This window comes from Pseudonocardia sp. Ae505_Ps2, from assembly GCF_001932425.1.
GTDB lineage: Bacteria > Actinomycetota > Actinomycetes > Mycobacteriales > Pseudonocardiaceae > Pseudonocardia.
In genome coordinates, this window is record NZ_MCIP01000001.1 from 4,669,494 (window position 1) to 4,695,918 (window position 26,425).

Consider the following 26,425-nt stretch of genomic DNA (forward strand, 5'->3'; position numbering starts at 1 on the left):
CCCCATGTCGTCGCCGTCCGCGCAGCCGGTGTCCCTGCCCGCCCGGCCGGTGGTCGGGGTCCTGCACCCCGGCGCGATGGGCGCCGCACTCGGCTCGGCCCTCAAGGCCCGGGCCGGCGCGGTGATCTGGGCTGACGCCGGCCGCTCGCACGCCACCGCCAAGCGCGCCGAGCTGGCCGACCTGCAGGCGGTGCCGACGGTCGCCGACCTCGCCGCCCGGGCCGACGTGATCGTGTCGATCTGCCCGCCGCACGCCGCGCGCGAGGTGGCGGGCCTGGTGGGCTCCGGGCTGACCGGGCGCACCGACCGGCCGCTCTACGTCGAGGCCAACGCCGTGTCCCCGGACACCGTCCGCGGTGTCGCGACGCTCCTCGGCGACCGTGCGACCGTCTGCGACGGCGCCGTCATCGGACCGCCGGCGTGGACGGCGGGCACCACGATGCTGTGGCTGTCCGGGCCGGGGGCCGACGCCGCCGCCACCCTGTTCGAGCCCGGCCCGTTCGACGCCCGGGTGCTCGGGACCGCCGGGACCGACCTGGGCACCGCGAGCGGGCTCAAGGCCTGCTTCGCGCTGCAGAGCAAGGCCGCACCGATGCTGTGGGTGGCGCTGGAGGAGGCCGCGGCGGCGTTCGGCGTCACCGACGCCCTGCACGCCGAGCTGGACCGGGCCGGGGTCGACCACGCCGCCGCGCTGGCCCACGCCCGCGAGCGCATGGCGGGCAGGGCGTGGCGCTGGGCGGGGGAGATGGACGAGGCGGCCGACGCGTTCGCCGCCGTCGGGCTGCCCGACGGCTTCTCCCGCGCCGCCGCGGAGCTCTACCGGCGCGCGGCGGGGGCCGGGCAGGACGGCTGAGCCGGGCCCGGCACCGCCTCGGCGGCACCGGACCCGGCCGATCTCACGCCGCGACGCTGCCGTGCGGGTCGATCACGAACTTGCGGGCCACGCCGCCGTCGAACTCCTGGTAGCCGCGCGGGGCGTCGTCCAGCGAGATCGTGGTCGCGTTGACCGCCTTCGCGATCTGCGCCCGGTCGGACAGGATCGCCTGCATCAGCTGCCGGTTGTACTTCTTCACCGGGCACTGACCGGTGGTGAGGCTGTGCGACTTCGCCCAGCCCAGCCCGATCCGCACGCCCAGGGTGCCCTCCTTGGCCTTGTCGTCGGCGGCACCGGGGTCGCCGGTGACGTAGAGCCCCGGGATGCCGAGCGCGCCGCCGACCCGGGTCACCTCCATGACCGAGTTCAGCACGGTCGCGGGCGCCTCCCCGGCGTCGCGGCCGTGTCCGCGGGCCTCGAAGCCGACGGCGTCGACGGCGGCGTCGACCTCGGGCTCGCCGAGCAGCTGCTCGAGCTGCTCGGCCAGGGTGCCGTCGGCGGACAGGTCGACGGTCTCGCAGCCGAAGCTGCGGGCCTGGGCGAGCCGCTCGGGGATCATGTCCCCGACGACGACCGCGGCCGCCCCCAGCAGCTGTGCGGCGTGCGCCGCGGCCAGCCCGACCGGCCCGGCGCCGGCCACGTAGACCGTCGACCCGGTGGTCACTCCCGCGGTCACCGCGCCGTGGTAGCCGGTCGGGAAGATGTCCGAGAGCATCGTCAGGTCCAGGATCTTCTCCAGCGCCTGGTCGCGGTCGGGGAAGCGCAGCAGGTTGAAGTCGGCGAAGGGCACCATCACGTACTCGGCCTGGCCGCCGATCCAGCCGCCCATGTCGACGTAGCCGTAGGCGGCGCCGGGACGGGCCGGGTTGACGTTCAGGCAGACAGCGGTCTTGCCCTCGTTGCACATCCGGCACCGCCCGCAGGCGATGTTGAACGGCACCGAGCAGATGTCGCCGACCTTCGCGAACAGCACGTCGTCGCCGACCTCGACGATCTCGCCGGTGATCTCGTGGCCGAGGGACTGCCCGACCGGTGCGGTCGTGCGGCCGCGGACCATGTGCTGGTCGGAGCCGCAGATGTTGGTGGTGACGATCTTCAGGATCGCCGCGTGCGGGGCCTTGCGCGCGATGCCGAGGCCGTCGACGACGTCGGACGGCAGCTCCAGCTTCGGGTAGTCGATCGACTCGACGGCGACCTGGCCGGGCCCCTTGTACACGACGACGCGGTTGTCGGGCATGACGTGCTCCTCGTTGCGCGGGGGTGCGGGCCGCGATCACGGCCGCACGGTGGCTCCGTGGACCGAGGGATCCCCTGCGCCCCATCGGGGCCGGCCACGTCGCTGGTCCCGACCCTCCCAGCTCGTGGCGGGGTGCGCACCTGACGATGGGTGCAGGTCCGAAGGGGGTAGCGCCGCCCGGCGCCGGACGACGGCGCGGGTGATACTGCGCGGATGGCCGTTGACGATCTTCTCGAGCCGCCGGTCCCGGTGCTCCCCGCGCCGTACCACACCCCCGAGCGCGAGGCGCTGCAGAAGCAGGCCCGCGAGTTCGCCGCGAGCCGGGTGCTGCCCGTCGCCGACGAGCTGGACCCGCGCAAGGGCGAGATCCCCCGCGACCTGCTCGACGAGATGGGCGAGCTGGGCTACTTCGGCATCACCGTCGACCGCGAGCACGGCGGTCTCGGCCTCGGTGCGTTCGAGTACTGCATGGTGGCCGAGGAGCTGGCCAGGGCCTGGATGAGCGTCGGGTCGATCATCGCCCGCGCGCAGGGCGCCGGGACCGCCGTCGCCGACCCGCGGCGCCGCGCGGAGCTGCTGCGCCGGTCGGCTCGCGGACAGTGGATCGGCGCGATCGCGCTGTCCGAGCCCGACGCCGGGTCCGACCTGGCCGCGGTGGAGACCCGCGCGGTCCGCGACGGCGACGAGTTCGTGATCACCGGGCACAAGCGCTGGACCGGCAACGCCAAGGCCGCCGACTTCATCCAGGTGCTGGTGCGCACCGACGACCCGGCGCCGGGGGAGAAGCGCTCCGCGGGCCTCGCGACCGTCGTCGTGGAGAAGGAGCGCGACACCTTCCCCGCCGGGATCACCGGCCGGCCCATCGACAAGATCGGCTACCACGGCTTCGTCACCTGGGACCTGGAGTTCGACGGTGTGCGGGTGCCGGTCGGCAACCAGCTCGGCGCCGGCGGCGAGGGCTTCGCCGACGCCCAGGCCTGGCTCAACATCGCCCGGGTGCACACCGCGGCGCGCGCGGTCGGGCTGGCCAGGGCCGCCGTCGAGGACTGCGTGCGCTACCTCCAGCGCCGCCACCAGTTCGAGCACCCGATCGGCGACTTCCAGGCCGTCCGGTTCACCCTCGCCACGATGGCCGCCCGGGTCGAGCAGGCCCGCGCCTTCTACCAGAACGTGGCGCACCGGCTCGACCTCGGCGAGCCCTGCGAGCGGGAGGCGGCGATGGTCAAGTTGCTGGCCACCGAGATGGCCGCCGAGGTCACCGCGGACGGCGTCCAGCTGCACGGCGGCAACGGCTACACCACCGAGCACCAGGTGGAACGGCACTGGCGTGACGCCCGGCTGACGACGATCTTCGAGGGCACGAGCGAGATCCAACGCAAGATCATCTCCGACCGGCTGCTCCCGCGCAGCCCGCTCGGCTGACGGCGACGCCGGGGGCGTCAGCGGAAGGCGGCCCGCACCGCGCCGAGGGCGTCGGACTCGTCGAGCCCGAGGCGGCGGGCGAGCTCGGCCAGCTCGGTGGCCTTGCGCTCCAGCTCGGCGCGCCCACCGGTGGCCCGCTCGGTGAGCACGGCCCCGCGGCCGCGCCGCAGGTCGACCAGGCCCTCGTCGCGCAGCTGCTGGTAGCCGCGCAGCACGGTGTGCAGGTTGATCCCGAGCGCGCCCGCGACCTCACGGGCAGGCGGCAGCCGGTCCCCGGCGGCGGCCCGCCCGTCGGCGACCGCCCGGCGGACCGAGGCCGCGACCTGGTCCCCGAGCGGCACCGGCGACGACGGGTCGACCCGGATCAGCACGACGGTGCGGCGCCGGCCGCGCCCTGCCCGGCGCGCCGGTCCAGCTCGGCGTTGACCAGTCCGGCCGCGGTGGCGGCGTCGGGCACGGTGACGACGAACCTGCGGTCGTCGGTGAGGTCGAGCACCAGCGCCTCCCCGGCCCGCCGGGCGCGGTAGCCGAGCACCGACGGCGTCCGGCGCAGGACGCCGTACTCGTTCCAGCGGAAGTGCTCCGGGTCGAGCTGCTCCGACCGCGCGCCGCGGACCTCGGCCAGCGGTGCCTCGGCCAGCGGGCGGCCGAGCAGGGCCTGGCGGACGTGCACCCCGGCGTCGTCGACCCGGACCCGGGCGACGGCGGTCAGCGCGGTCGTGACGACGGCAGCGGCGATCAGCACGACGACGAGCGGGGCCGCCCCGCCCGCGAGCAGCAGCGCCACCCCGGCCAGGACCAGCACGCCCGCGAGGACCAGGGTCGGACGGGAGAGCACGGAGCGCGCCCACAGGTAGCGCTCACCTGGCGCGAGCGGGGTGCGCACCGCGCCGGCCGGGGCGCCCCCGGTCGCCGACGGGTGCGGGGCGTCCGGACCGGCGAGCACGTGCCCCAGTCCGTAGGCGACCACGGCCCCGGCGAGCACGGCGACGGTCCAGGCCCAACCGGGGACCTGCGGGGCCAGCCGGGAGGCCGGCACCCACCACACGATGACGGCGAACGCCCAGGACGTGCCGACGGCGCGACGCTCGACATCGGGCCGCCCGGAACGCAGCCGCAGCAGCGGCAGCCCCAGCGCGAGCAGCCCGATGACGACCACCGGGACGGCGAACCGGCCGTCCGGCCGGGTCGCCACCAGGGCGGCGAGCCCGGCCAGGGTCAGTGCCACCGCGGGGGCGGCGGCCAGCAGCCGGCGCCGGCTCGTACGGCCGGCGGGTGTGGGGGATGTGGTCATGACGTCCTCCGTCCTCGAACGAACTGAACTTGTTCGCAATGTACTAGAACAATGCTGCCAGCGCATCCCTCGGGGGATACGGGTGTGCCGGGCAGGCGCGCCGGCGGTGGTCGGCACGCGTTGGCACCGCTCACTGGATCGGGTGAACCGCCGTGCGTGTGACCTGCACGGATGGGGTCGCGTCACACGGACGTGACACGGGCGATACGGTGCGGTAGCCGTCCCGCGCCACCCTGTGGCTCCCGGTCGCGCCTCGTGACGACGAGCGCAGCGTGGGGCGGAACGGACGACCGCGGCGCCCCCGGGCCGTCGGGGTCGCGACGCGCGGAGGGTGGATGGCACGGTCGGAGATCGGACGCACCGGGGCCCGGTTCGGGACGCCCCCGTCCCGGCACGCCCCCGACCCGGAGTACCCGCACGGCAGACCACCGGAGCCGACCCCGGAGTCGGACTCGGGGTCGGGGCCGACCGTCGTCGGGGAGGAGCCCGAGCCGGAGAGCCTGGTCGGGGTGACCGTGGCCCGGTTCGGCGGGCACTCGGCGAAGCGGACCCGGCTGAGCCGCCGCGAGCGCGCGGCCCGGCGGGCCGCTGCCCGGGCCGGGGCGGAGGGCGCGGGAGCGCCGTCGGCCGACGGCGCACCCGGCAACGCGGCCGCCACACCTGGCGGCATCGCCCCGGAGAACCCCGACGCCGTCGGTGCGGGCCTCGCCGACACCGCCCCGCTGCCGATGGTCGCGGGCCGGCCGGACGGCCCCGCCACCGCGGGTCCGGGCCACCCGTCGGGTGCTGCCGCCGGCACGGACGGCGGGGCTGCCGGCGGCTCGGACAGCGGCGCGGCCGGCGGCACGGGCGGCGGTGCGGCCGGCGCGTCGCCGCAGGTCCCGGCGTTCGCCCCGGTCCGGCCCTACGTCATGACCGGTGGCCGTACCCGGGTCCGCGCCGAGCTGCGGCTGGAGACGCTGGTCTCGGTGCGGCCCGCCCCCGGCCCCGCCCCGCGGGCCGAGTCGGTCGAGCGCGCCACGGTGCTGCGGCTCTGCGCCCGGCCCCGGTCGGTGTCGGAGGTCGCGGCGCTGGCCGCGGTGCCGCTGGGTGTGGCCCGCGTGCTCATCGACGACCTCGCCTCCGAGGGGCGACTGGTGGTGCACGGCGTGTCCTCGGCGGAGGACGGGCCGAGCGTCGCGTTGATGGACCGGGTCCTGGCGGGGCTGCGCAGGCTGTAGGTCGCCGGGCACGACAGCGCTGCCCCCGGTCCGCGGGCGCCCTGCGAGGACCGCCCGCCGGGGCCAGGATGGGGACATGACCGATCCCCGTCCCGTCCGCATCGGGCTGCAGCTGCAGCCCCAGCACGCCGACTACGCCGACATCCGCCGCACCGTCGCCGCCGCGGAGGAGGCCGGCGTCGACATCGTCTTCAACTGGGACCACTTCTTCCCGCTCTACGGCGAGCCCGACGGCAAGCACTTCGAGTGCTGGACCATGCTCGGCGCCTGGGCCGAGGCGACCTCCCGGGTGGAGATCGGCGCCCTGGTGACCTGCAACAGCTACCGCAACCCCGAGCTGCTCGCCGACATGGCTCGCACCGTCGACCACATCTCCGGCGGCCGGCTCATCCTGGGCATCGGGTCCGGCTGGTTCCAGCGCGACTACGACGAGTATGGCTACGAGTTCGGCACGGCGGGCGGCCGGCTGAACGACCTGGCCGCCGCCCTGCCCCGGATCCGCGACCGGTGGTCGAAGCTCAACCCGGCCCCCACCCGCGACATCCCGATCCTCATCGGTGGCGGCGGCGAGAAGAAGACACTGCGCTACACCGCCGAGCACGCCGGCATCTGGCACGGCTTCGGCGACGTCGACACCCTCGTCCGCAAGTCCGCCGTGCTCGACGGACACTGCCGCGACATCGGCCGCGACCCGGCCGAGATCGAGCGCTCGGTGGGTGTCGAGGGCTCCCCGCAGGACTCCGCAGCCGCCCTGTACGACGCCGGCGCTCGGCTGTTCACCGTCGGCGAGGACGGCCAGGGCGGCTACGACCTGGCCCGGCTGAAGGACTGGATCGCCTGGCGCGACGAGCGCAACGCCGCCTGACGGGCTGTTCAGAGCTCGCGCAGGAACGGGTCCCGGATCAGGTCCGGGACCCGTTCGGCGGCGACCGCCGGTGCGTAGTACCAGCCCTGGGCGTTGGCGCAGCCGTACTCGCGCAGCCGCGCCGCCTGCTCCCGGGTCTCCACCGCCTCGGCGGTGACCTCCAGGTCCAGCGCCGAGGCCAGCGAGATCAGCGTGCGCAGGATGACGTCGTCGCGCTCGGCGGTCCCGGCGAGGAAGTGCCCGGCCAGCTTGAGCCGGTGCACCGGCAGGTGCCGCAGGTAGGCGAGGTTCGAGTAGCCGGTCCCGAAGTCGTCGATGGCGATCTTCACCCCGAGCCGGTCGAGCTCGCGCAGCGTCGCCAGCGGCCGGCCGGGCGACCCCATCAGGTCGGACTCGGTCAGCTCGACCTGCAGCAGCTCGGGTGGCCAGTCGTGGCGCTCCAGGGTGGCCGCGACGTCGGCGACCAGGTCGGACTCGGTCACCTGCCGGGCGGCGACGTTCACGCTGATGGTCAGCGGCCTGCCCGGGTACGCGTCGGACCAGATCCGGCCCTGCCGGCAGGCCTCGTCGAGGACACGACGGCCCAGCGGCACGACCAGCCCGGTCTCCTCGGCGAGCGGGATGAACCGGTCCGGGCCCAGCAGCTGCCCGTCGGGCCGCTGCCAGCGCACCAGCGCCTCCACCCCGATCGTCTGCTCGTCGGCGAGGCGGACCAGCGGCTGGTAGACGACCACGAAGTCGTCGCGGCGCAGCGCCTCGGGCATCTGCGAGGACAGCTCGAGGCGGGCGACGTCGTCACGGTGCCGGTCGCGGTCGTAGAGCACGTAGCGCCCGCGGCCGGCGCGCTTGGCCGAGTACAGGGTGGTGTCGGCGGCGGCGATCAGCTCGTCGGCGTCCAGCTCGCCGTCGTGGCGCACCACCCCGACGCTGGCCGAGATCACGATGTCGCGGCCGTCGACGCGGACCGGCCTGCGCACGGTCCCCAGAGCGCGGGTCGCGACCTCCTCCAGCTCGGCCCGGTCTGCGGTGCACGGCACCAGCACGACGAACTCGTCCCCGCCCATCCGCGCGACGAGGTGGCCCGCGGGCTCCAGCGTGTCCCGCAGCCGGTCGGCCAGCACCTGCAGCAGCCGGTCCCCGGCCTGGTGGCCCAGGGTGTCGTTGACGACCTTGAACCCGTCGAGGTCCAGGTAGCAGACCCCGGGGCGGGCGCCGGAGGAGCCCGCGTCGATCGCGGCGCGCAGCCGCTCGAAGAACAGCGACCGGTTCGGCAGCCCGGTCAGCGGGTCGTGCGACGCCTGGTGGGCCAGGCTCTCCCGCATCCGGAGCTGGTCGGTCACGTCGGTCACCACCGCGACGAACAGCCGCTCGTCACCGCCGACCGGTCCGAGCAGGGTGACGACGGCGTCGATCCACACGTCGCTGTCGTCGGCCCGCCGGACCGAGCGGACCACCCGGAGCCGGTCCAGCGAGCCGTCGAGCAGCCGCGGCCGCTCCGCCCACACCTCCGGCGCGGACTCCGGGGGCACGAAGTCGGTGACCCGCATCGTCAGCAGCTGCGCGGGGGTGTAGCCGAGCATGACCGCGGCGGTCTCGTTGACCTCGACGAGCCTGCCGTCCGGGTCGAAGATCACGATCCCGACGGCCGCGGAGTCGACGACGGTCCGCAGCCGCAGGTCCGAGCGGCGGCGGGCCTCCTCGGCGACGCGGCGGGCCTCCAGCGCGGCGCGGGTGACCTGCTCGTGCTCGGCGAGGACCAGGCGGCGGGTGGCTTCGGTGAACCCGCGGGCGAACGACGCGAGCACCGCCGCGATCCGGCGGACCCGGGCGGCGGTGTCGGCGGCCGGTTCGAGGTGTGCCCCGAGCAGCTCCATCCCGACCTCCAGGCAGCCCGGCTGGTGGATCCGGGCCCGCACCAGGTCCCCGCCGGCGGTGGCCGGGAGGTCCGGGTCGTACCGCTCGGCCAGTGCGGCGGCCCGCAGCTGCCCGGTCACCCGGTCGACGACCGGGCGCAGCTCGGTGACCGGCAGCACCGAGCGGCGGGCCAGCTCCTCGGTCCACGGGGCGGCGAGGTCGGCGGGGTCGGGGAGGGCTGCGCCGACGAGCGCCCGTCCGTGGTCGGCGCGTGCAGCGGCGACGTCGGCCTGCTGCATCCACCGCCCCCGTTCGCTCCGGTGGGAGGGACTTCCCTCATGATCGGGATGATCGGTGAACACCGTAACCGATCCGACCCGCCCGGTGGGGCCGACCGGGTTACGTCGGTGCCGGACAACCGGCCGGTCGGGTCAGACCGAGGACCCGTCGGTCACGTCCGTCACCCACACGACCGCCTCGCCCGCCTCGTCGGAGGCGGCGAGGTCCACCTCGGCGACGATCGCCCAGTCCCGGTCGCCGGCCGGGTCGTCGAGCACCTGGCGCACCAGCCAGCGGTCGGCCTCCTCGGTGAGGTCGAACAGTTCGGGCCCGCGTGCGTCGGGCCCGAAGCCGATCCGGTCGTGGATCGCGAAGTAGGGGGCCAGCGCGTCCCGCCAGCGGTCGGCGGTCCAGCCGGCGTCGGCGTCGAGGTCGCCCAGCTCGGCGTAACGGCCCATCGCCGCGAGCTCCACCCGGCGGAACAGCGCGTTGCGCACCATGACCCGGAACGCGCGGGTGTTGCCGGTGACCCCGGTCGGTGTGGCGACGGCGACCTCGGCCCCCGGCGGCAGCACCTCCCCGTCGGCCCCCGCACCGGCGGCGAGCTTCTCCCACTCGTCGAGCAGCGAGGAGTCGGTCTGGCGGACCAGCTCGCCCAGCCACTCCACGAGGTCGGTGAGCTCCTCGGTGCGGGCGTGCTCGGGCACGGTCTGGCGCAGCGCCCGGTAGGCGTCGGCCAGGTAGCGCAGCACCAGGCCCTCGGAACGGGCGAGCTGGTAGTGCGAGACATACTCGGTGAACGTCATCGCCCGCTCGCTCATGTCCCGGACCACCGACTTCGGCGACAGGACGGCGTCGGCGACCCACGGCGCGCCGCGGCGGTAGGTCTCCAGCGCGGCGTGCAGCATCTCCTCCAGCGGCTTGGGGTGGGTCACCTCCTCCAGCCGGGCCATCCGCTCCTCGTACTCGATGCCGTCGGCCTTCATCGCCGCGATCGCCTCACCGCGGGCCTTGTTCTGCTGGGCGGCGAGGATCTGGCGGGGGTCGTCGAGGGTCGACTCGATCACCGAGAGCACGTCGAGGGCGTAGGTCGGCGACTCCCGGTCGAGCAGCTCGAACACCGCCAGCGCGAACGGCGACAGCGGCTGGTTGAGCGCGAAGTCCAGCTGCAGCTCGTCGACCACCCGGGCGCGCGGCCGGGCCGCGCCCTCCACGGTGTACTGCTCGACGACGCCGGAGGTGCGCAGCGCCCGGTAGATCGCGATCGCCCGCAGCATGTGCTTGAGCTGCCGCTTGCGGGGCTCGTGGTTGTCGGTGAGCAGGTGCTCCATCGCCGCGTAGGTGTCCCCGCCGCGTGAGACGACGTTGAGCAGCATCGCGTGGGTGACCTCGAAGTGGCTGGTCAGCGGCTCGGGGCGAGCCTGCTGCAGCTTCTCGAACGAGGTCTGCGACCAGCCCACGAACCCCTCGGGGGGCTGCTTGCGCTGAACCTTCCGGCGCTTCTTCGGGTCGTCGCCCGCCTTGGCCAGTGCCTTGGCGTTCTCGATGTCGTGCTCGGGGGCCTGTGCGACGACGGTGCCGACGGTGTCGTACCCGGCGCGCCCTGCCCGGCCGGCGATCTGGTGGAACTCGCGGGCCTTGAGCGGGCGCACCCGGCGCCCGTCGTACTTGGACAGCGCGGTGAACAGCACCGTGCGGATGGGCACGTTGATGCCGACGCCGAGGGTGTCGGTGCCGCAGATGACCTTGAGCAGCCCGGCCTGGGCCAGGGTCTCCACCAGCCGCCGGTAGCGGGGGAGCATCCCGGCGTGGTGCACGCCGATCCCGTGGCGCACCAGCCGGGACAGGGTGCGGCCGAAGCCGGAGGTGAACCGGATCGCCCCGATCGTCTCGGCGATCGCGGCCTTGTCCTCCTTGGAGGTGACGTTCACGCTCATCAGGGCCTGGGCCCGCTCGACGGCGGCCTGCTGGGTGAAGTGCACGACGTAGACCGGGGCCTCACGGGTCGAGAGCAGCTCGGTGATCGTCTCGTGCAGCGGCTCGACGACGTAGCGGAAGTGCAGCGGCACCGGCCGCTCCACCGAGGTGATCTCGGCGGCCTCCCGGCCGGTGCGCCGGGTCAGGTCCTCGGCGAAGAACGACGTCTCGCCCAGCGTGGCGCTCATCAGCAGGAACTGCGCCTGCGGCAGCTCGACGATCGGCACCTGCCAGGCCCAGCCGCGTGACGGGTCGGCGTAGAAGTGGAACTCGTCCATGATCACCGTGCCGACGTCGGTCCCGGGGCCCTCGCGGAGCGCGAGGTTGGCCAGGATCTCCGCGGTGCAGCAGATGATCGGCGCCTTCTCGTTCACCGCGGCGTCGCCGGTGAGCATGCCGACCTTGTCCGCGCCGAAGACCTCGCACAGCGCGAAGAACTTCTCGCTGACCAGCGCCTTGATCGGCGCGGTGTAGAAGCTGCGCTCCCCGCGGGCCAGCGCGGCGGCGTGCGCACCGATCGCGACCAGCGACTTCCCCGAGCCCGTCGGCGTCGAGAGGATCACGTTGGCGCCGGTGACCAGCTCCAGCAGCGCCTCCTCCTGCGCCGGGTACAGCGACAGGCCGCGCTCGTCGAACGCCCACTCGGCGAAGGTGTCCACCAGCGCGGCGGGGTCCGGGGGGGTCGCGGGGTCGGAGGAGCGCGGCAGCCGGTCGGTGAGCGTCATGATGGGACCGATCGTCGCAGACACTCCCGACACCGGGCGCCGCAGCGCCGAGGTGGCGCCCGCACTCGCCCGTGCGGGGGATAGCGTGGATGCCGTGGTGGGGGGCGGTGCGACGCACGGCGCCGGGCAGTCGGGCGCCGGCGCGGGACCTGGCGCGCCCATGCCCGACCTCGTCCCGCCGATGCTGCCCGCCGCCGGGGAGCTGACCGACGCGGTCGACCCGGACCGCTGGGCGGTCGAGTTCGCCTGGGAGGGCCACCGCTGCGTGGCCTACGCCCGGCCCGGCCGCGTGCGGCTGCTGTCGTCCACCGCGCGCAGCGTGACCGGGTCCTTCCCCGAGCTGGCCGTGCTCGGCGACCAGGCCCCGCCAGGGGGCCTCGTGCTCGACGGCACCGTCGTCGCCCTCGACGAGGCGGGCCGTCCGTCGCGCGGGCCGCTGCTGCGCCGCACCGCGACGGTGTCCCCGGACGCGGCCCTGCGGACCGAGGTGCCCATCGGCTACGTCGTCACCGACCTGCTGTTCTGCGACGGCCGCCGCACCCTGGAGCTGCCCTACCGGCGGCGCCGCGCGGAGCTGGAGGCACTCGGCCTGGCCGGGCCGAAGATCCTGGTCCCGCCCTCGTTCGGGCTCGACGAGGCCGACCTGGTGGTGCGGACCGCGGAGCGCTACGGCCTCGACGGACTGCACCTCAAGCGGCTCGACCTGCCCTACCAGCCCGGGCGGCGCACCCGGAACTGGCTGCGGGTGCCGCTGCGCCGGCATCGGCAGGTGCTCGTCGCCGGCTGGGTGCCGGCCGGGGGCCCCGGCGGGGGCCGGGAGCGGATCGGCGCGGTGCTGCTGGCGCTGCCCGAACCCGACGGGCTCCGCTACGTGGGCCGCGTCGGGATCGGCGCCGCCGACGTCGACGCCCGGACCGTCGTGGGCGTCCCCGCCACCGGGACCCCGCCGCTCGGGGTGCCGGAGGGCATCGGCGACGCCCGCTGGTTGGCCCCTGGCCTGGTCGCGGCGGTCGAGCACCGGGGCCGGACGGCCGCCGGGCGGCTCGCCCTGCCGTCCTGGCGCGGGCTGGTGCCGCCCGCCGAGCACGACGACGACCTGGGTGCCGCCATCGAGGCGGCCCGGCGGGCGACGTCGGCGTCCCGGCCGACCGTCGCGCTGCGCCGGCCGGGGGCGTCGCCGGCCGGGGGCGTCGCCGGCCGGGACCGGTCCGGGTCCGGGTCCGCGTCCGGAGACGGTGGTGCTGCCGCGGGCCGCCGGCGGGGGCACCCGGCCCGCGGCCACCGACGACGACGCGCGCCCCGCCACCCGCACCCCGGGCCCGGCCTCCGGCCGAGCCGGGCCGGACCACGACCCGGCCGCGCGGACCACCCGGGATTCCGCCGCCGAGCCGGCCGCCCGCGACGCGCCCCCCGACGAGGCCCGTCCGCCGCGGCCGGGCGCCCACCGCGCCCCGGCCCCCGACGAGACCGTCCGCATCCGGGTGCGCGACGCGGTCCCGCCGCTGCCCGGGGCCCCGGCGGCGCCGACGGCCGTCCCGACCGCAGCCCCGGACGGCCCCTGGCACGGGCCACTGTCGCGCCGGCTGGAGCAGCACTTCGTCTACAACACCCTCAACACCATCGCGTCGCTGGTGCGCACCGACCCGCCGCGGGCCCGGGAGCTGCTGCTCGGCTTCGCCGACCTGTCGCGGGCCGCGGACCGGGCGGGGGAGGCGTCGATCCGGCTCGACGAGGAGCTCGCCGCCGTCCGGGCCTACCTGCAGATCGAACGGACCCGGTTCGGGGCCCGCCTGTCCACCGAGCTCGACGACCCGTCCGGGGCCGGGGTCGACCCGTCGTCCGCGGTGCCGCCGCTGTCGCTGCTCGCCGCGGTCCGCCGCGGGGTGCAGGAGGAGATCGAGCCGCACAGCGCGGGCGGCGCGGTCCACGTGCGGCTGGACCCGGACGCCTCCGACGGCCCGGCGGCCCGGGTGGAGGTCCATCCGGCGGTCCCGGCGGACACCTCCGCCGGCGCCCCGTTCGTCCTGTTGGTCCTGCCGCTGGGCGTGCCCGTGGTGTGACACCCGTCGGCGGGGGAGTGGCGTGCACCGCCCGGGGCGACGGAGCTTCATCGATCCGGATAGCGTGCGCGCCATGCTGGGGCTGCCCGAGGGCACACGCGCGTGCCTGTTCGACCTGGACGGCGTACTCACCGACACCGCGAGCGTCCACGCTGCGGCGTGGAAACAGATGTTCGACGAGTACCTCCGTGCCCGTGACGGTGACGGGTACACCCCGTTCGACGTCACCACCGACTACGGTCCGTACGTGGACGGGAAGCCCCGTCTCGAGGGGACCCGCAGCTTCCTCGCCTCGCGCGGGATCGAGCTGCCCGAGGGGACGCCGGACGACCCCCCGGACGCCGAGACCCTGTGGGGCCTGTCGACCCGCAAGAACGACCTCGTGCAGGAGCGCATCCGCACCGACGGCGTCGACGTCTACCCGGGGTCGCGTCGCTACCTGGAGGCGGTGAAGGACGCCGGCCTCACCACCGCGGTGGTGTCCTCCAGTGCCAACGCCGAGCAGATCCTGCGGGTCACCGGCCTGGAGACCTTCATCGACCACCGCGTCGACGGGGTCACCGCCCGCGAGCGCGGCCTGCCCGGCAAGCCCGCACCCGACACCTTCCTCGCCGCCGCGGCCGACCTCGGGGTCGACCGGTCCGCCGCGGTCGTGTTCGAGGACGCGCTGGCCGGCGTGCAGGCCGGCCGCGCGGGGGACTTCGGCGCCGTCGTCGGCGTCGACCGTCTCGACCAGGCGGCCGCGCTGCGTGAGCACGGCGCGGACGTCGTCGTCACCGATCTCGCCGACCTGCTGGAGCGTTCGTGAAGCCCGACCACCTGCCCACCTTCACCGTCGAGCCGTGGGTGGTCCGCGAACCGCGCCTCGACCTGGACGCGATGGGCCAGACCGAGTCGGTCTTCGCACTGTCCAACGGCCACATCGGGCTGCGCGGCAACCTCGACGAGGGTGAGCCGCACGTCCTGCCCGGCACCTACCTGAACTCCTTCTACGAGGTGCGCCCGCTGCCGTACGCCGAGGGTGGCTACGGCTACCCCGAGTCCGGGCAGACGATCATCAACACGACCAACGGCAAGCTGATCCGGCTGCTGGTTGACGACGAGCCGTTCGACCTGCGCTACGGCACCCTGCACCGGCACGAGCGGGTGCTGGACATGCAGGCCGGGACGCTGAACCGCGAGGTCGAGTGGGAGTCCCCGGCCGGGCGCCGGGTCCGGGTCCGCTCCACCCGCATGGTGTCGCTGACCCAGCGTGCGGTCGCCGCGATCTCCTACGAGGTCGAGCTGGTGAGCAACGGCAACGAGGGCAGCGGCGCCGCCGGTGACGCGGCGCTGCTGGTGCTGCAGTCCGAGCTCGTCGCGAACGAGCAGCTGCCCGGCCGCGACGCCGACGACCCACGCCTGGACACCGCGCTGGACAACGTGCTGGAGCCCGAGCAGTCCCGCGCCGGCGACGCCGGGGCCACCCTGGTGCACCGCACCCGCAAGTCGGGGCTGCGCTGCGGCGCGGCGATGGAGCACGAGGTCTTCGGCCCGGACGGGGTCCAGGTGTCCACCGACGCCAACGAGGACCTCGCCCGCACCACCGTCATCGCCCGGGTGCAGCCCGGCCAGTCGCTGCGCGTGGTCAAGTACCTCGCCTACGGCTGGTCCTCGCGGCGCAGCCTGCCGGCGGTCTACGACCAGGTGCGCGCCGCCATCGCCGCCGCCCGCTACACCGGCTGGGACGGCCTGGTCGCCGAGCAGCGCGACTACCTCGACGACTTCTGGGCCACCGCCGACGTCGAGATCGACGGCGACGCCGAACTGCAGCAGGCCGTGCGGCTCGCGACCTTCCACATCCTGCAGGCGGGCGCCCGCGCCGAGCGCCGCTGCATCCCGGCCAAGGGGCTGACCGCCGACGGCTACGACGGCCACACCTTCTGGGACACCGAGACGTTCTGCCTGCAGGTGCTGTCCTTCGTCGCCCCGGAGGCGGCGGCGGACGCGCTGCGCTGGCGCAAGTCGATCCTGCCGCTGGCCTTCGAGCGCGCCGAGACCCTCGGCCTCAAGGGCGCGGCGTTCCCGTGGCGCACCATCCGCGGCCACGAGTGCTCCGGCTACTGGCCCGCGGGCACCGCGGCCTTCCACATCAACGCCGACATCGCCGACGCGGTCAAACGGCACGTGCACGCCACCGGCGACACCGCGTTCGAGCTGGAGGTCGGGCTGGAGCTGCTGGTCGCGACGGCGCGGCTGTGGCGCTCGCTGGGCAGCCACGACTCGGCGGGCAACTTCCGCATCGACGGTGTCACCGGCCCCGACGAGTACTCCTCGATCGCGGACAACAACGTCTACACCAACCTGATGGCACAGCAGAACCTGCGCTACGCCGCGGAGGTCGCCGCGAAGCACCCGCGGTCGGCGTCGCGGCTCGGGGTGGACTCGGAGGAGATCGCGTCCTGGCGCGACGCCGCGAGCGCCATGTTCATCCCGTTCGACTCCCGGCTCGGCGTGCACCCGCAGTCCGAGGGCTTCACCGACCACCAGCGGTGGAACTTCGAGGAGACCCCGGCCGACCGGTACCCGCTGCTGCTGAACTACCCCTACTTCGACCTCTACCGCAAGCAGGTCATCAAGCAGGCCGACCTCGTGCTGGCGATGCAGATCTTCCCGGAGGCGTTCACCGAGGAGCAGAAGCGCCGCAACTTCGCCTACTACGAGGCGATCACCGTGCGGGACTCGTCGCTGTCGGCGTGCACCCAGTCGGTGATGGCCGCCCGCACCGGGCACCTGGAGCTGGCCCACCAGTACCTCGCCGAGGCCGCGCTGGTCGACCTGCAGGACCTCGCGGGCAACACCGACCACGGCATGCACATCGCGTCGATGGCCGGTACCTGGACCGCGGTCGTGCTGGGCTTCGGCGGGATGCGCTGCGAGGCCGACGGGCTGTCGTTCGCGCCGGTGCTCCCGACGTCGCTGTCGCGGATCTCGTTCGGCCTGAAGTGGCAGGGGCGCCGGATCCGGGTCTCGATCACCCCCGAGGAGACCGAGTACCGCCTCACCGACGGCGCCCCGATGCGGCTGCGCCACCACGGCGACCCGATCGCGCTCGACGGCGAGGCCCCGGCCACCGCGCCGACCCCCACCCCGGAGTGGGTGGAGCCGGTGGAGCAGCCCTACGGGCGGGCCCCGCGGGTCCGCGGCTGACCGCGCCCGGCGCTCCGCCGTCCGGCCGCTCCGCCGGACGGTGGGTCGCCGGACGGTGGGGCAGCCGGACGGTGGCCGGACGACCCCGGCCCGTCACGTACCGGTCGGTCGTGCACCGCTGGTAGCATGGTCAGTCGCTCCGTCGGCGACAGGCTCGCCCTGCCACCGCGCGGACGTGTCGTGTACGTCCCCCCGGTGGAGGATCCCCGCGCCGTGCCCGAACCCACTTCCGCTGCCGGTTCCCCGGCTGCCGCGGCCGACCCCGCCGCGCCGGTCGACCCGGAGCTGGCACACGAACAGTCCTACGTGGCCATGCTCTACGAGCAGCTCGAGGACCGCCGCCGCGACACCGCGCGCCGGCTGGCCGACACGCTGCGCGAGGAGACCGTCGGCACCCCGCAGGCCATCACCCAGCGCGACGCCGCCGCGGAGATGCTCACCGACCGGCTCGCCGGGCTGCGTGCCGCCGAGCACGGGCTGGCCTTCGGCCGGCTCGACGCCGACGACGGCGAGATCCGCTACGTCGGCCGCATCGGCCTGCTCGACGAGGACAACGAGTACGAGCCGCTGCTGATGGACTGGCGGGCGCCCGCCGCCCGGCCGTTCTACACCGCCACCGCCGCGAACCCCGAGGGGATGCGCCGGCGCCGGCACCTGCGGACACGGCTCCGGCAGGTGGTGGCGATCGCCGACGAGCCGCTCAACCTGGCCGAGATGACCGAGGAGGAGCGGGCCCGCTCCGGGTCGGGGCTCACCAGCGAGGCCGCGCTGCTGGCCGCGGTGTCGCAGGCCCGTACCGGGCGGATGGGCGACATCGTCGCGACCATCCAGGGCGAGCAGGACCGCATCATCCGGTCGAAGCCGTCCGGCGTGCTGGTCGTGCAGGGCGGTCCCGGCACCGGGAAGACGGCGGTCGCGCTGCACCGCGCGGCGTACCTGCTCTACACCCACCGGGACCGGCTCGCCCGCCGCGGCGTGCTCGTCGTCGGGCCGAACCCGACGTTCCTGCGCTACATCGGGCAGGTCCTGCCCTCGCTGGGGGAGACCAGCGTCGTGCTCGGCACCGTCGCGCAGCTGTTCCCCGGCCTGGACGCGCGCCGCACCGAGTCCCCGGCGACGGCGGAGCTGAAGGGCCGTGCCGAGATGGCACCGGTGATCGCGGCCGCCGTGCGCGACCGGCAGCAGCTGCCGCGCAGCCCGGTCGAGCTCGTCGTGGAGCAGCAGCGGGTGGTGTTCGACCGCGACACCGTCGCCCAGGCCCGTACCCGGGCCCGGCGTTCCCGCAAGCCGCACAACGAGGCCCGCCGCATCTTCCGCAAGGAGCTGCTCCGGCTGCTCGCCCAGCAGGTCGCCCGCCGTGTCGGCGGCGGCGAGTCCGGTCTGCTGGACCGGCGCGACGTCGACGACATCCGCGACGAGCTCGCCGAGTCCGCCGAGGTGGCGGCGCAGCTGGAGGAGCTCTGGCCGACGCTGTCGCCCGAGCAGCTGCTGACCGACCTGTTCGCCGACCGCCGCCGGCTCAACTCGGTGGCCCGCCGGATCCCGGCGCCCGAGCGGGCGCTGCTGGAGCGCCCGGCGCCCGGCCCCGACGTGCCCCCGGACCTGCGCTGGACCCCGGCCGACGTCGCCCTGCTCGACGAGGCGGCCGAGCTGCTCGGCGACGACGGCGCGGCCCAGGCCGCGGCCGAGGCCGCCGCGCTGCGCGAGGAGGTCGAGTACGCCCAGGGCGTGCTCGACGTGCTCGACCTGGAGGAGGACCTCGACCCCGAGCTGCTGCGCGCCACCGACATCATCGACGCCGACCGGCTCGCCGAGCGCATGCAGGTTTCCCGCTACGACTCCACCGCCGAGCGGGCGGCCGCGGACCGTGAGTGGACCTACGGCCACATCATCGTCGACGAGGCGCAGGAGCTCTCGGCGATGGCCTGGCGGATGGTCATGCGCCGCGCCCCCGCCCGGTCGATGACCCTGGTCGGGGACATCGCCCAGACCGGTGACCGCGGCGGTGCGGGCTCCTGGGACGAGGTGCTGTCACCGTTCGTGGCACGGCGGTGGCGGCTGGAGCAGCTGACGGTGAACTACCGGACGCCCTCGGAGATCGCCGACGTCGCCGACGACGTCCTCGCCGAGATCGACGCCTCGCTGCAGCCGCCGTCGTCGGTGCGCTCGACCGGGGTCCCGCCATGGGCGGTGGCGCTGCCCGCCGGGGCCGACGGGGACCGGGTCCTGGTCGAGCGGGTGCGCGCCGAGCGCGACGCGGTCGGGGACGGGCGCACCGCCGTCCTCACGCCGCAGGGCCGCCTGGACCGGGTCCGCGCCGTCCTCGACGCCGCCGGGCTCACCACCCCGGAGCCCGCCGAGGGGGAGTCCGAGCTGGACGCGCCGGTCGTGGTGCTCCCGGTCGCGGCGTCGAAGGGGCTGGAGTTCGACGCCGTCGTCGTGGTGGAGCCGCAGGAGATGCTCGACGAGTCCCCGCGCGGGCTCAACGACCTCTACGTCGCGATCACCCGAGCCACCCAGCGGCTCGGGGTGCTGCACAGCGGGGAGCTGCCGCCGGTGCTCAAGCGGATTGGCCGGCCCTAGCGCACCCAGCGGTCGAACCAGGACAGCAGCGCCGCGCGCTGCAGCTCGGTGCCCGGGGTGACGGTGCCGAGCCCGTCCCCGGCGCCGTGCTCGAGGCCGGGGAGCTGCAGGTAGCGGGTGGGGATGCCGAGATCGGCGATCGCGGCGGTGAAGCGCGCCACCGGCGCCGCCGGGACGAGGTGGTCCGCCGAGCCCTGCACTACCAGCGTCGGCGGCGAGTCGGGCCGGGCATGGGTGATCGAGTCGGTGAACGCGTAGCGCTGCGGGAACTGCTCCGGCGACCCGCCGACGTAGGCCGCGCCGACCTGGCGCCCGATCGCGGTGAACGGCTCGGTGGCGGTCAGGTCGACCGCCGGGTACATCCCGGCGACCGCCCGCACCAGGGGCAGCGCGGCGCGGTCACCGCAGGTCGGGGCCAGGGTCCCGGCGCGGTCGAGGTATGCGGCGTTGACCGCGAGGTTTCCGCCCGCCGACTCGCCGAAGATCCCGACCCGCGAGGTGTCCAGCCCGAGCCCCGGGCCTGCGGTGCCGACCCAGGTGAGCGCGCAGCCGACGTCGCCGACCTGGGTGTCCCAGTTGTGCACCTCCTCGGTCGCGAGCCGGTAGTCGACGTCGACGACGGCGTACCCGTTGTCGGCGAGGAACCGGTTGTACGACGACGGCCCGCGCGAGCCCTGCACGAAGCCGCCGCCGTGCACCCGCACCAGCACCGGCGCGGGACCCCCGCCGGGCCGGGGCAGGTAGAGGTCCGCGAGCAGCGGGGTCCCGCCCGGAGCACCGAACTCGACGGTGCGGTCCGGCCCGGGCGCGGCGACCGGCACCGGGGAGACCGGGGAGAACAGGTGCAGCCCGCCGCCGTCGCGGGCGACGCTCACCACGAGCGCCGTGTAGGTGCCCGCGGCCACCAGCGTGGCGGCCACGGTGAGGCCGATCAACACCGAGCCGGCCCGGCGACGCCGCGACAGCGCCCGCATCCCGGTGGCGGCCGCCACGCCGACCAGGGCGAGGACGACGTTCCACACGCCGAGGCCGTCGCGCAGCGTCCCGTGCACGATCAGCACCCCCTGCGACGTCGCGTCCTGCAGCAGCGGCCCCCACCAGCCGATCGGGGCCAGCGCGAGTGCCTGGGCGAGGACGACCCAGAGCAGCACGAGGACGGCCAGCAGGCCGAGCAGGGTGGCGAGCAGCACAGCCCCCGCGCGTCGGGGACCCGATCGTGTGACCGGCCCCGCCGTCGTCCGCCCCGTGTCCGTGTCCTGTCCCACTGCGGGCCCCCCGTCGTCCGTCGCACCGCCGGATGTCGTTGTGCAACAGAGTAGGCGCTCCGCTCGGCGGGCTGCTCAGGCGCGGGCGCGGTAGAGGTCCCGCAGCAGCGCGATCTCGGCCCCGTGGTGCAGGACCTCGCGGTGGATGTGCAGCACCAGCGTCGCGAGCGGCGCGTCGGAGTAGGGCCCCTCGGCCGGTCCGCACGGCCGGGCCAGGCCGTCGGAGCCGAGCGCGGCGACCCCGGCGGTCCACCGGGCGTACTCGGTGTCCAGGGCGTCCAGGGCCGCGGCCGCGGTGCCGGGGTAGTCGTAGGAGTCGAAGTCGACCGCCGGGCCGCCGAAGTGGGAGTGCGACCGCAACGCGAACACCCCCACGACCACGTGCGCGATCCGCCAGGCGATCGTCGTGACCGGGGGCGGCTCCGGCGCCGGGAAGGCGAAGTCGATCACCCAGTCGCCCGGTCCGGCCCCCGGCGGGGTCACCGACTCCCCGCGGCGGCGCACGCCCCAGCAGCCGGGTACCGGCTCCCAGTGGTACTCGTCGTCGGTGAGCCCGGCCAGCCGCGGGCGCAGTGCGGTCTCCCAGTGGAACGTCAGCTGAGCGAGCAGCTCGGAGCTCCAGTCGACACCCGTCGTCGTCCCCATCTCCGTCATGACCCCACAGCCTGGCCCCGATCGCGGACACCCGCTGCCCGCGTCCACACCCCCTGTTCGGTAGGCACACCCGTCGTGGCGGGTGTGGACATCCGACAGGGGGTGTGGATCCGGCTCAGCCGGCGAGGCGGACCGGGCGGAAGGCGCGGCTGCGGGCCCGGGTGGCGGCGGCGACCAGGGCGCGGGCCAGGCGCAGGTCCTCGGCGTCGCGCTCGGGATGGGACTGGACACCGACCACCCAGGGCGCGTCCGGGCCGCTGGGGCCGCTGGGGCCGGCCGGGTCGCTCCACTCCAGCGCCTCGACGACGTCCCCGGCGCGGGCGGACACCCGCAGCCCGGGGGCGACCCGGTCCACCCCCTGGTGGTGGTGACAGCGCACCGTCACCGTGCCCGGACCCAGGATCTCCGCGGCCCGGGTCCCCGGTTCGGTCAGCACCGGCACCGGCGCGTACACCCCCGGACCGGCCGAGTGCGCCCCGGCGACCTCCGCGCCGACCACGTCGGGCAGGTGCTGGTGCAGCGTCCCGCCGAGCGCCACGTTGAGCAGCTGCAGCCCGCGGCACACCCCCAGCACCGGGATCCCGCGGCCGAGCGCCCGGTGCAGCGCCGCCACGTCGGCGGCGTCGCGCCCGGTGCGCGGCGTGTCGGTGTGCGCGCCGGCCACCTGCCCGTAGCGGGCCGGGTCGACGTCCTGGCCGCCGGTGAGGAGCAGCCCGTCGAGGGCGTCCACGGCCTCCTCGGCGCCGTTCACCGGCGCGAGCAGCACCGGGACCCCGCCCGCGGCCAGCACCATGTCGACGTAGGTGCGGGGGACCAGCACGACGTCGTCGTCGCGCATGATCCAGTAGTCGGCCCGCTCGCTGTAGCAGCTGATGCCGATCAGCGGGCGCGTCACGAGCCGGCCCCGTGCAGCACGTCGATCACCTGGTCGCCGTAGCGGGCGAGCTTGCCCTCGCCGATCCCGGAGATCGTGCCGAGCGCGGCCCGGTCGGCGGGGGACCGTGTCGCGATCTCGCGCAGCGTCGCGTCGTGGAAGATCACGTAGGCCGGGACGCCCTGCTCCTTCGCCGTCGCCGCGCGCCAGGCCCGCAGCCGCTCGAACACCGGCGCGACCTCGGCCGGCATCTCCACGGCCGGCTTCGACCCGCCGCCCCGCGACCGCGACGGCCGCGCGGTGCGCTCCGGCTCGGTGCGCAGCATGACCTTCTGCTCACCGCGCATCGCGGCCGGGGACTCGTCGGTGAACCGCAGGGTGGAGTAGTTCCCGCCGACGGTCAGCAGCCCCCGCGCGACCAGCTGGCGCAGCACGTTGCGCCAGGCGACGTCGCTCAGCTCGGTCCCGATCCCGAACACCGACAGCTCGTCGTGGCGGTGCTGGTCGACCTTCGGGGTGTGCTTGCCCAGCAGGATGTCGACGACCTGCCCGGCGCCGAACTCCTGGTTGCGCTCCTTCTTCAGCCGCCACACCGTCGACAGCACCTTCTGCGCCGCGACCGTGCCGTCCCACGAGGACACCGGTGTCAGGCAGGTGTCGCAGTTCCCGCACCGCTCCGACGCCGGCTTCTGCCCGAAGTAGCGCAGCAGCTGGGCCCGGCGGCACTCGGTGGTCTCGCACAGCGCGAGCATCGCGTCGAGGTGCTGGGCGAGGCGCCGCTTGTGCGCGGCGTCGCCCTCGCCGTCGTCGATCATCTTCCGCTGCTGGACGACGTCGGCGAGCCCGTAGGCCAGCCACGCCGTGGACGGCTCGCCGTCGCGCCCGGCGCGGCCGGTCTCCTGGTAGTAGCCCTCCACGGACTTGGGCAGGTCCAGGTGCGCGACGAACCGCACGTCGGGCTTGTCGATGCCCATCCCGAACGCGATCGTCGCGCACATGACCAGGCCGTCCTCGCGCAGGAACCGGGACTGGTTCTCCCGGCGCACCGACGCGTCGAGCCCCGCGTGGTAGGGCAGCGCCCGGATTCCCTGCGCGGTGAGGAACTCCGCGGTCTCCTCGACCTTGCGCCGCGAGAGGCAGTAGACGATGCCCGCGTCCCCGGCGTGCTCGGCGCGCAGCAGCTCCAGCAGCTGGCGGCGCGGCTCGTTCTTCGCGACGATCCGGTACTGGATGTTGGGCCGGTCGAAGCTCGCCACGAAGTGGCGCGCATCGGTCAGCTCCAGGCGCTGGCCGATCTCGGTGCGGGTCGCGTCGGTCGCGGTCGCGGTCAGCGCGATCCGCGGGACGTCCGGCCACCGCTTCGGCAGCTCGGAGAGCAGCAGGTAGTCCGGCCGGAAGTCGTGCCCCCACTGCGCGACGCAGTGCGCCTCGTCGATCGCGAACAGCGCGATGCGACCGCGCTCCAGCAGCCGGACGGTGGACTCGACCCGCAGCCGCTCGGGGGCGAGGTAGAGCAGGTCCAGCTCCCCGGCGAGGAACTCCTGCTCGGTGAGGCGGCGCTCGTCGGCGTCCTGGGTGGAGTTCAGGAACCCGGCCCGCACCCCCAGCGCGCGCAGCGCGTCGACCTGGTCCTGCATCAGCGCGATGAGCGGGGAGACGACCACACCGGTCCCGGGCCGGGCCAGCGCCGGGACCTGGTAGCACAGCGACTTGCCGCCACCGGTCGGCATGAGCACCAGCGCGTCGCCGCCGCCGACGACCTGCTCCACGATCGCCTGCTGCTCGCCGCGGAACGCGTCGTAGCCGAAGACCCGGCGCAGGATCTCGTGCGGGTCGCTGCTGTGCACCCGCTCGGGGACGGGCAGTTCACGGGCCGGTGCGGGTGCGGCGGCCCAGGCGTCCTCCGGTGGGGGCTCGTACCCGTACTCCTCCTCGGGCTCGGGCGGGAGCGGGATCTCGTCCGGGGCGGAGGCGTCGAACACGTCGTCGATCGTACGAGCCCCGCCCGCCGCGCCCCGCCCGGCACTCACGTCGCGGCACCGGGCACCGCGTCCGACGCGTGGTCCCGGTCACCGCCCGTGTGTCGCGGGCGCCGCGGTGCTGCGCCGGACGCTCCCGGGGTGTAGCAAGACCTGCAGGACCAACGGCGCCCCGCAGACCGGACGCCGGGCGATCACGTGAGAAGGACGGACCCGTGGATCTGAAGATCGGGTACAAGGCGTCGGCCGAGCAGTTCGGCCCCCGCGACCTCGTCGAGTACGCGGTGCTCGCCGAGGAGCTGGGGCTCGACAGCGTCTGGGCGTCGGACCACTTCCTGCCCTGGCGGCACGAGGGCGGCCACGCCCCGGCCGCGCTGCCCTGGATGGCGGCGGTGGGGGAGCGCACGAAGCGGGTGCAGATCGGCACCTCGGTGCTGACCCCCACGTTCCGCTACAACCCCGCGGTGCTCGCCCAGGAGTTCGCGACGATGGCGCTGCTCACCGGCAACCGGGTCGCGCTCGGCGTCGGCACCGGTGAGGCGCTCAACGAGATCGCCGTCTCCGGGCGGGAGTGGCCGGAGTTCAAGGAGCGCTTCGCCCGGCTGCGCGAGGCCGTGAAGATGATGCGCGCGCTGTGGACCGAGGAGTCGGTCAGTACCGAGGGCGAGTACTACACCTTCGTCGACGCGATGATCTACGACCGGCCCGAGCAGCCGGTGCCGATCTACGTCGCCGCGGGCGGTCCGATGGTGGCGCGGTTCGCCGGCCGCTTCGGCGACGGGTTCATCTGCACCTCGGGCAAGGGCATGGAGCTCTACACCGACAAGCTGATCCCGGCCGTCGAGGAGGGCGCGGAGAAGGCCGACCGCGACGCCTCGGGCATCGACCGCATGATCGAGATCAAGATCAGCTACGACCGCGACCCCGACGCCGCCCGGGAGAACACCCGGTTCTGGGCGCCGCTGTCGCTCACCCCGGAGCAGAAGAACTCCGTCGACTCCTCCCGGGAGATGGAGCGCCTCGCCGACGAGCTGCCGATCGAGCAGGTCGTGAAGCGCTGGATCGTCGCCTCCGACCCGGACGAGGCCGTCGCGCAGATCAAGCCCTACCTCGACGCGGGCCTGAACCACCTCGTCGTCCACGGCCCGGGGCACGACCAGCGCCGGTTCCTGGAGCAGTTCACGACCGACGTCGCGCCGAAGCTGCGGGCGCTCGGGTGAGCGCCGCGACGAGCGCCCCGGCGCTGACCCGCGAGGGGCGCGTGCTGCGCTGCCGCATCTCCACCGGCCGCCACGGCACCCTCGACGGCCCCGCGGTGGCCGAGGTCGCCGAGGCGCTGCTGGCGCTCGACCCGGCCGAGACCGGTGCGGTCCTGGTGCACGGCGACGGCGAGAACTTCTGCACCGGGGGTGACGTGCGCGCCTTCGCCGGCGCCGAGGACCGCTACGCCTACGTGCACTCCCTCGCCGACACCTTCCACTCGATGCTGCGCCCGCTGGCGGCGAGCCCGGTGCCGACGGTCGCCGCGGTCGGCGGCTGGGCGGCCGGCGCGGGCATGAGCATCGCGCTGGCGTGCGACCTCGCCGTCGGCGGGACCTCGACCCGGATGCGCCCGGCCTACCCGGGCATCGGGTTCTCCCCGGACGGCGGGATGACCTGGACACTGCCGCGGCTGATCGGCGCCGCGCGGGCGCGCCGGGTCCTGCTCACCGACGAGGTCCTGGACGCGGAGACGCTGGCCGAGCTGGGACTGCTCGCCTCGGTCGTCGACGACGACCGGGTCGCCGAGGAGGCCGCCGCGGTCGCGCACCGGCTCGCCCAGGGCCCGACGGCCGCGCTGGGCCGCATCCGCGGGCTCCTGGCCGACGGATGGGACCGGGGCCTCGCCGAACAGCTGGCGGCCGAGGCGGACTCCATCGCGACCTGCGCCGCGGGCCCGGAGGGTGCCGAGGGGCTCGCCGCATTCGGCGAGAAGCGTCGCCCGCAGTTCCACTGAGCCCGTTCTGCCGGCGACCTCGTCCGGGCAGACCTCGTCCACGACGCACCTTGTCCACGACGCACCTCGTCCAAGGAC

General features: G+C 75.0%; 19 protein-coding genes. 10 read left to right on the forward strand and 9 right to left on the reverse strand.

Features of this window, described 5'->3' with window-relative positions; genetic code table 11:
• Positions 1 to 4 precede the first annotated feature (4 nt).
• Positions 5 to 853 carry an NAD(P)-dependent oxidoreductase gene (locus Ae505Ps2_RS21895; RefSeq protein WP_075553945.1) on the forward strand — a complete coding sequence of 283 codons (849 nt, stop codon included), beginning with the start codon at positions 5 to 7 and terminating at the stop codon, positions 851 to 853.
• 43 nt (positions 854 to 896) lie between these two features.
• On the opposite strand, the gene fdhA is transcribed toward Ae505Ps2_RS21895, so the two are convergent.
• Positions 897 to 2,111, reverse strand: coding sequence for a formaldehyde dehydrogenase, glutathione-independent (gene fdhA / locus Ae505Ps2_RS21900; RefSeq protein WP_075333412.1), 1,215 nt, complete (start codon positions 2,109 to 2,111; stop codon positions 897 to 899).
• A gap of 213 nt (positions 2,112 to 2,324) precedes the next feature.
• Between fdhA and Ae505Ps2_RS21905 the strand changes: the two genes are divergently transcribed.
• Complete coding sequence (locus tag Ae505Ps2_RS21905; protein ID WP_075333413.1) at positions 2,325 to 3,533, forward strand: acyl-CoA dehydrogenase family protein; 1,209 nt, start codon at positions 2,325 to 2,327, stop codon at positions 3,531 to 3,533.
• 17 nt (positions 3,534 to 3,550) lie between these two features.
• Here the strand turns inward: Ae505Ps2_RS21905 and Ae505Ps2_RS21910 are convergent, their stop codons facing one another.
• Positions 3,551 to 3,904 (reverse strand): GntR family transcriptional regulator, encoded by a 354-nt coding sequence (locus tag Ae505Ps2_RS21910; protein WP_060711800.1) that lies wholly within the window; start codon positions 3,902 to 3,904, stop codon positions 3,551 to 3,553.
• Positions 3,898 to 4,827, reverse strand: a complete 930-nt coding sequence (locus Ae505Ps2_RS21915; RefSeq protein ID WP_075306435.1) for a hypothetical protein — start codon at positions 4,825 to 4,827, stop codon at positions 3,898 to 3,900. The genes Ae505Ps2_RS21910 and Ae505Ps2_RS21915 overlap by 7 nt, the downstream gene beginning before the upstream one ends.
• Before the next feature lie 335 nt (positions 4,828 to 5,162).
• On the opposite strand from Ae505Ps2_RS21915, the gene Ae505Ps2_RS21920 reads away from it, so the two are divergent.
• Both Ae505Ps2_RS21920 and Ae505Ps2_RS21925 read left to right on the forward strand, forming a co-directional pair.
• Positions 5,163 to 6,047, forward strand: coding sequence for a DUF742 domain-containing protein (locus tag Ae505Ps2_RS21920; protein WP_075553946.1), 885 nt, complete (start codon positions 5,163 to 5,165; stop codon positions 6,045 to 6,047).
• Between the two features lie 76 nt (positions 6,048 to 6,123).
• Positions 6,124 to 6,912: an LLM class F420-dependent oxidoreductase gene (locus Ae505Ps2_RS21925; RefSeq protein WP_075306431.1), complete on the forward strand. Its 789-nt coding sequence runs from the start codon at positions 6,124 to 6,126 to the stop codon at positions 6,910 to 6,912.
• A gap of 8 nt (positions 6,913 to 6,920) precedes the next feature.
• Here Ae505Ps2_RS21925 and Ae505Ps2_RS21930 read toward each other — a convergent pair whose 3' ends face one another.
• Both Ae505Ps2_RS21930 and Ae505Ps2_RS21935 read right to left on the reverse strand, forming a co-directional pair.
• Positions 6,921 to 9,065, reverse strand: coding sequence for an EAL domain-containing protein (locus Ae505Ps2_RS21930; protein ID WP_075306429.1), 2,145 nt, complete (start codon positions 9,063 to 9,065; stop codon positions 6,921 to 6,923).
• 132 nt (positions 9,066 to 9,197) lie between these two features.
• Positions 9,198 to 11,747 carry a DEAD/DEAH box helicase gene (locus Ae505Ps2_RS21935; RefSeq protein WP_075553947.1) on the reverse strand — a complete coding sequence of 850 codons (2,550 nt, stop codon included), beginning with the start codon at positions 11,745 to 11,747 and terminating at the stop codon, positions 9,198 to 9,200.
• Positions 11,748 to 12,985: 1,238 nt separating this feature from the next.
• Between Ae505Ps2_RS21935 and Ae505Ps2_RS31370 the strand changes: the two genes are divergently transcribed.
• The 4 genes from Ae505Ps2_RS31370 to Ae505Ps2_RS21960 all read left to right on the forward strand — a co-directional run bounded on the left by Ae505Ps2_RS31370 (position 12,986) and on the right by Ae505Ps2_RS21960 (position 19,579).
• On the forward strand, positions 12,986 to 13,807 hold the full coding sequence (locus tag Ae505Ps2_RS31370) for a histidine kinase (RefSeq protein ID WP_075329797.1): 822 nt from the start codon (positions 12,986 to 12,988) through the stop codon (positions 13,805 to 13,807).
• 73 nt (positions 13,808 to 13,880) lie between these two features.
• On the forward strand, positions 13,881 to 14,615 hold the full coding sequence (locus Ae505Ps2_RS21950) for a beta-phosphoglucomutase family hydrolase (RefSeq protein ID WP_043277242.1): 735 nt from the start codon (positions 13,881 to 13,883) through the stop codon (positions 14,613 to 14,615).
• Positions 14,612 to 16,996, forward strand: coding sequence for a glycosyl hydrolase family 65 protein (locus Ae505Ps2_RS21955; RefSeq protein ID WP_075306423.1), 2,385 nt, complete (start codon positions 14,612 to 14,614; stop codon positions 16,994 to 16,996). Before Ae505Ps2_RS21950 ends, Ae505Ps2_RS21955 begins: the two co-directional genes overlap by 4 nt.
• 312 nt (positions 16,997 to 17,308) lie before the next feature.
• Positions 17,309 to 19,579, forward strand: coding sequence for an ATP-binding domain-containing protein (locus Ae505Ps2_RS21960; protein ID WP_249265397.1), 2,271 nt, complete (start codon positions 17,309 to 17,311; stop codon positions 19,577 to 19,579).
• Here Ae505Ps2_RS21960 and Ae505Ps2_RS21965 read toward each other — a convergent pair.
• The 4 genes from Ae505Ps2_RS21965 to recQ all read right to left on the reverse strand — a co-directional run bounded on the left by Ae505Ps2_RS21965 (position 19,576) and on the right by recQ (position 24,237).
• On the reverse strand, positions 19,576 to 20,769 hold the full coding sequence (locus tag Ae505Ps2_RS21965) for an alpha/beta hydrolase (protein ID WP_075333416.1): 1,194 nt from the start codon (positions 20,767 to 20,769) through the stop codon (positions 19,576 to 19,578). The genes Ae505Ps2_RS21960 and Ae505Ps2_RS21965 overlap by 4 nt on opposite strands.
• Before the next feature lie 150 nt (positions 20,770 to 20,919).
• The gene (locus tag Ae505Ps2_RS21970; RefSeq protein WP_083702350.1) at positions 20,920 to 21,498 is read right to left on the reverse strand and encodes a DinB family protein; all 579 of its coding nucleotides are present in this window, start codon (positions 21,496 to 21,498) and stop codon (positions 20,920 to 20,922) included.
• A 115-nt stretch (positions 21,499 to 21,613) separates the two neighbouring features.
• Positions 21,614 to 22,393: a gamma-glutamyl-gamma-aminobutyrate hydrolase family protein gene (locus Ae505Ps2_RS21975; RefSeq protein WP_075333418.1), complete on the reverse strand. Its 780-nt coding sequence runs from the start codon at positions 22,391 to 22,393 to the stop codon at positions 21,614 to 21,616.
• Positions 22,390 to 24,237 (reverse strand): DNA helicase RecQ, encoded by a 1,848-nt coding sequence (gene recQ, locus Ae505Ps2_RS21980; protein ID WP_043280186.1) that lies wholly within the window; start codon positions 24,235 to 24,237, stop codon positions 22,390 to 22,392. The genes Ae505Ps2_RS21975 and recQ overlap by 4 nt, the downstream gene beginning before the upstream one ends.
• Before the next feature lie 329 nt (positions 24,238 to 24,566).
• Between recQ and fgd the strand changes: the two genes are divergently transcribed.
• Entirely contained in the window at positions 24,567 to 25,571 is a 1,005-nt protein-coding gene (gene fgd / locus Ae505Ps2_RS21985) for a glucose-6-phosphate dehydrogenase (coenzyme-F420) (protein ID WP_075306417.1), read from the forward strand.
• A complete protein-coding gene (locus tag Ae505Ps2_RS21990) occupies positions 25,568 to 26,347 on the forward strand; it encodes an enoyl-CoA hydratase-related protein (RefSeq protein WP_170917071.1) in 780 nt (259 codons plus the stop codon). Before fgd ends, Ae505Ps2_RS21990 begins: the two co-directional genes overlap by 4 nt.
• Positions 26,348 to 26,425 lie beyond the last annotated feature (78 nt).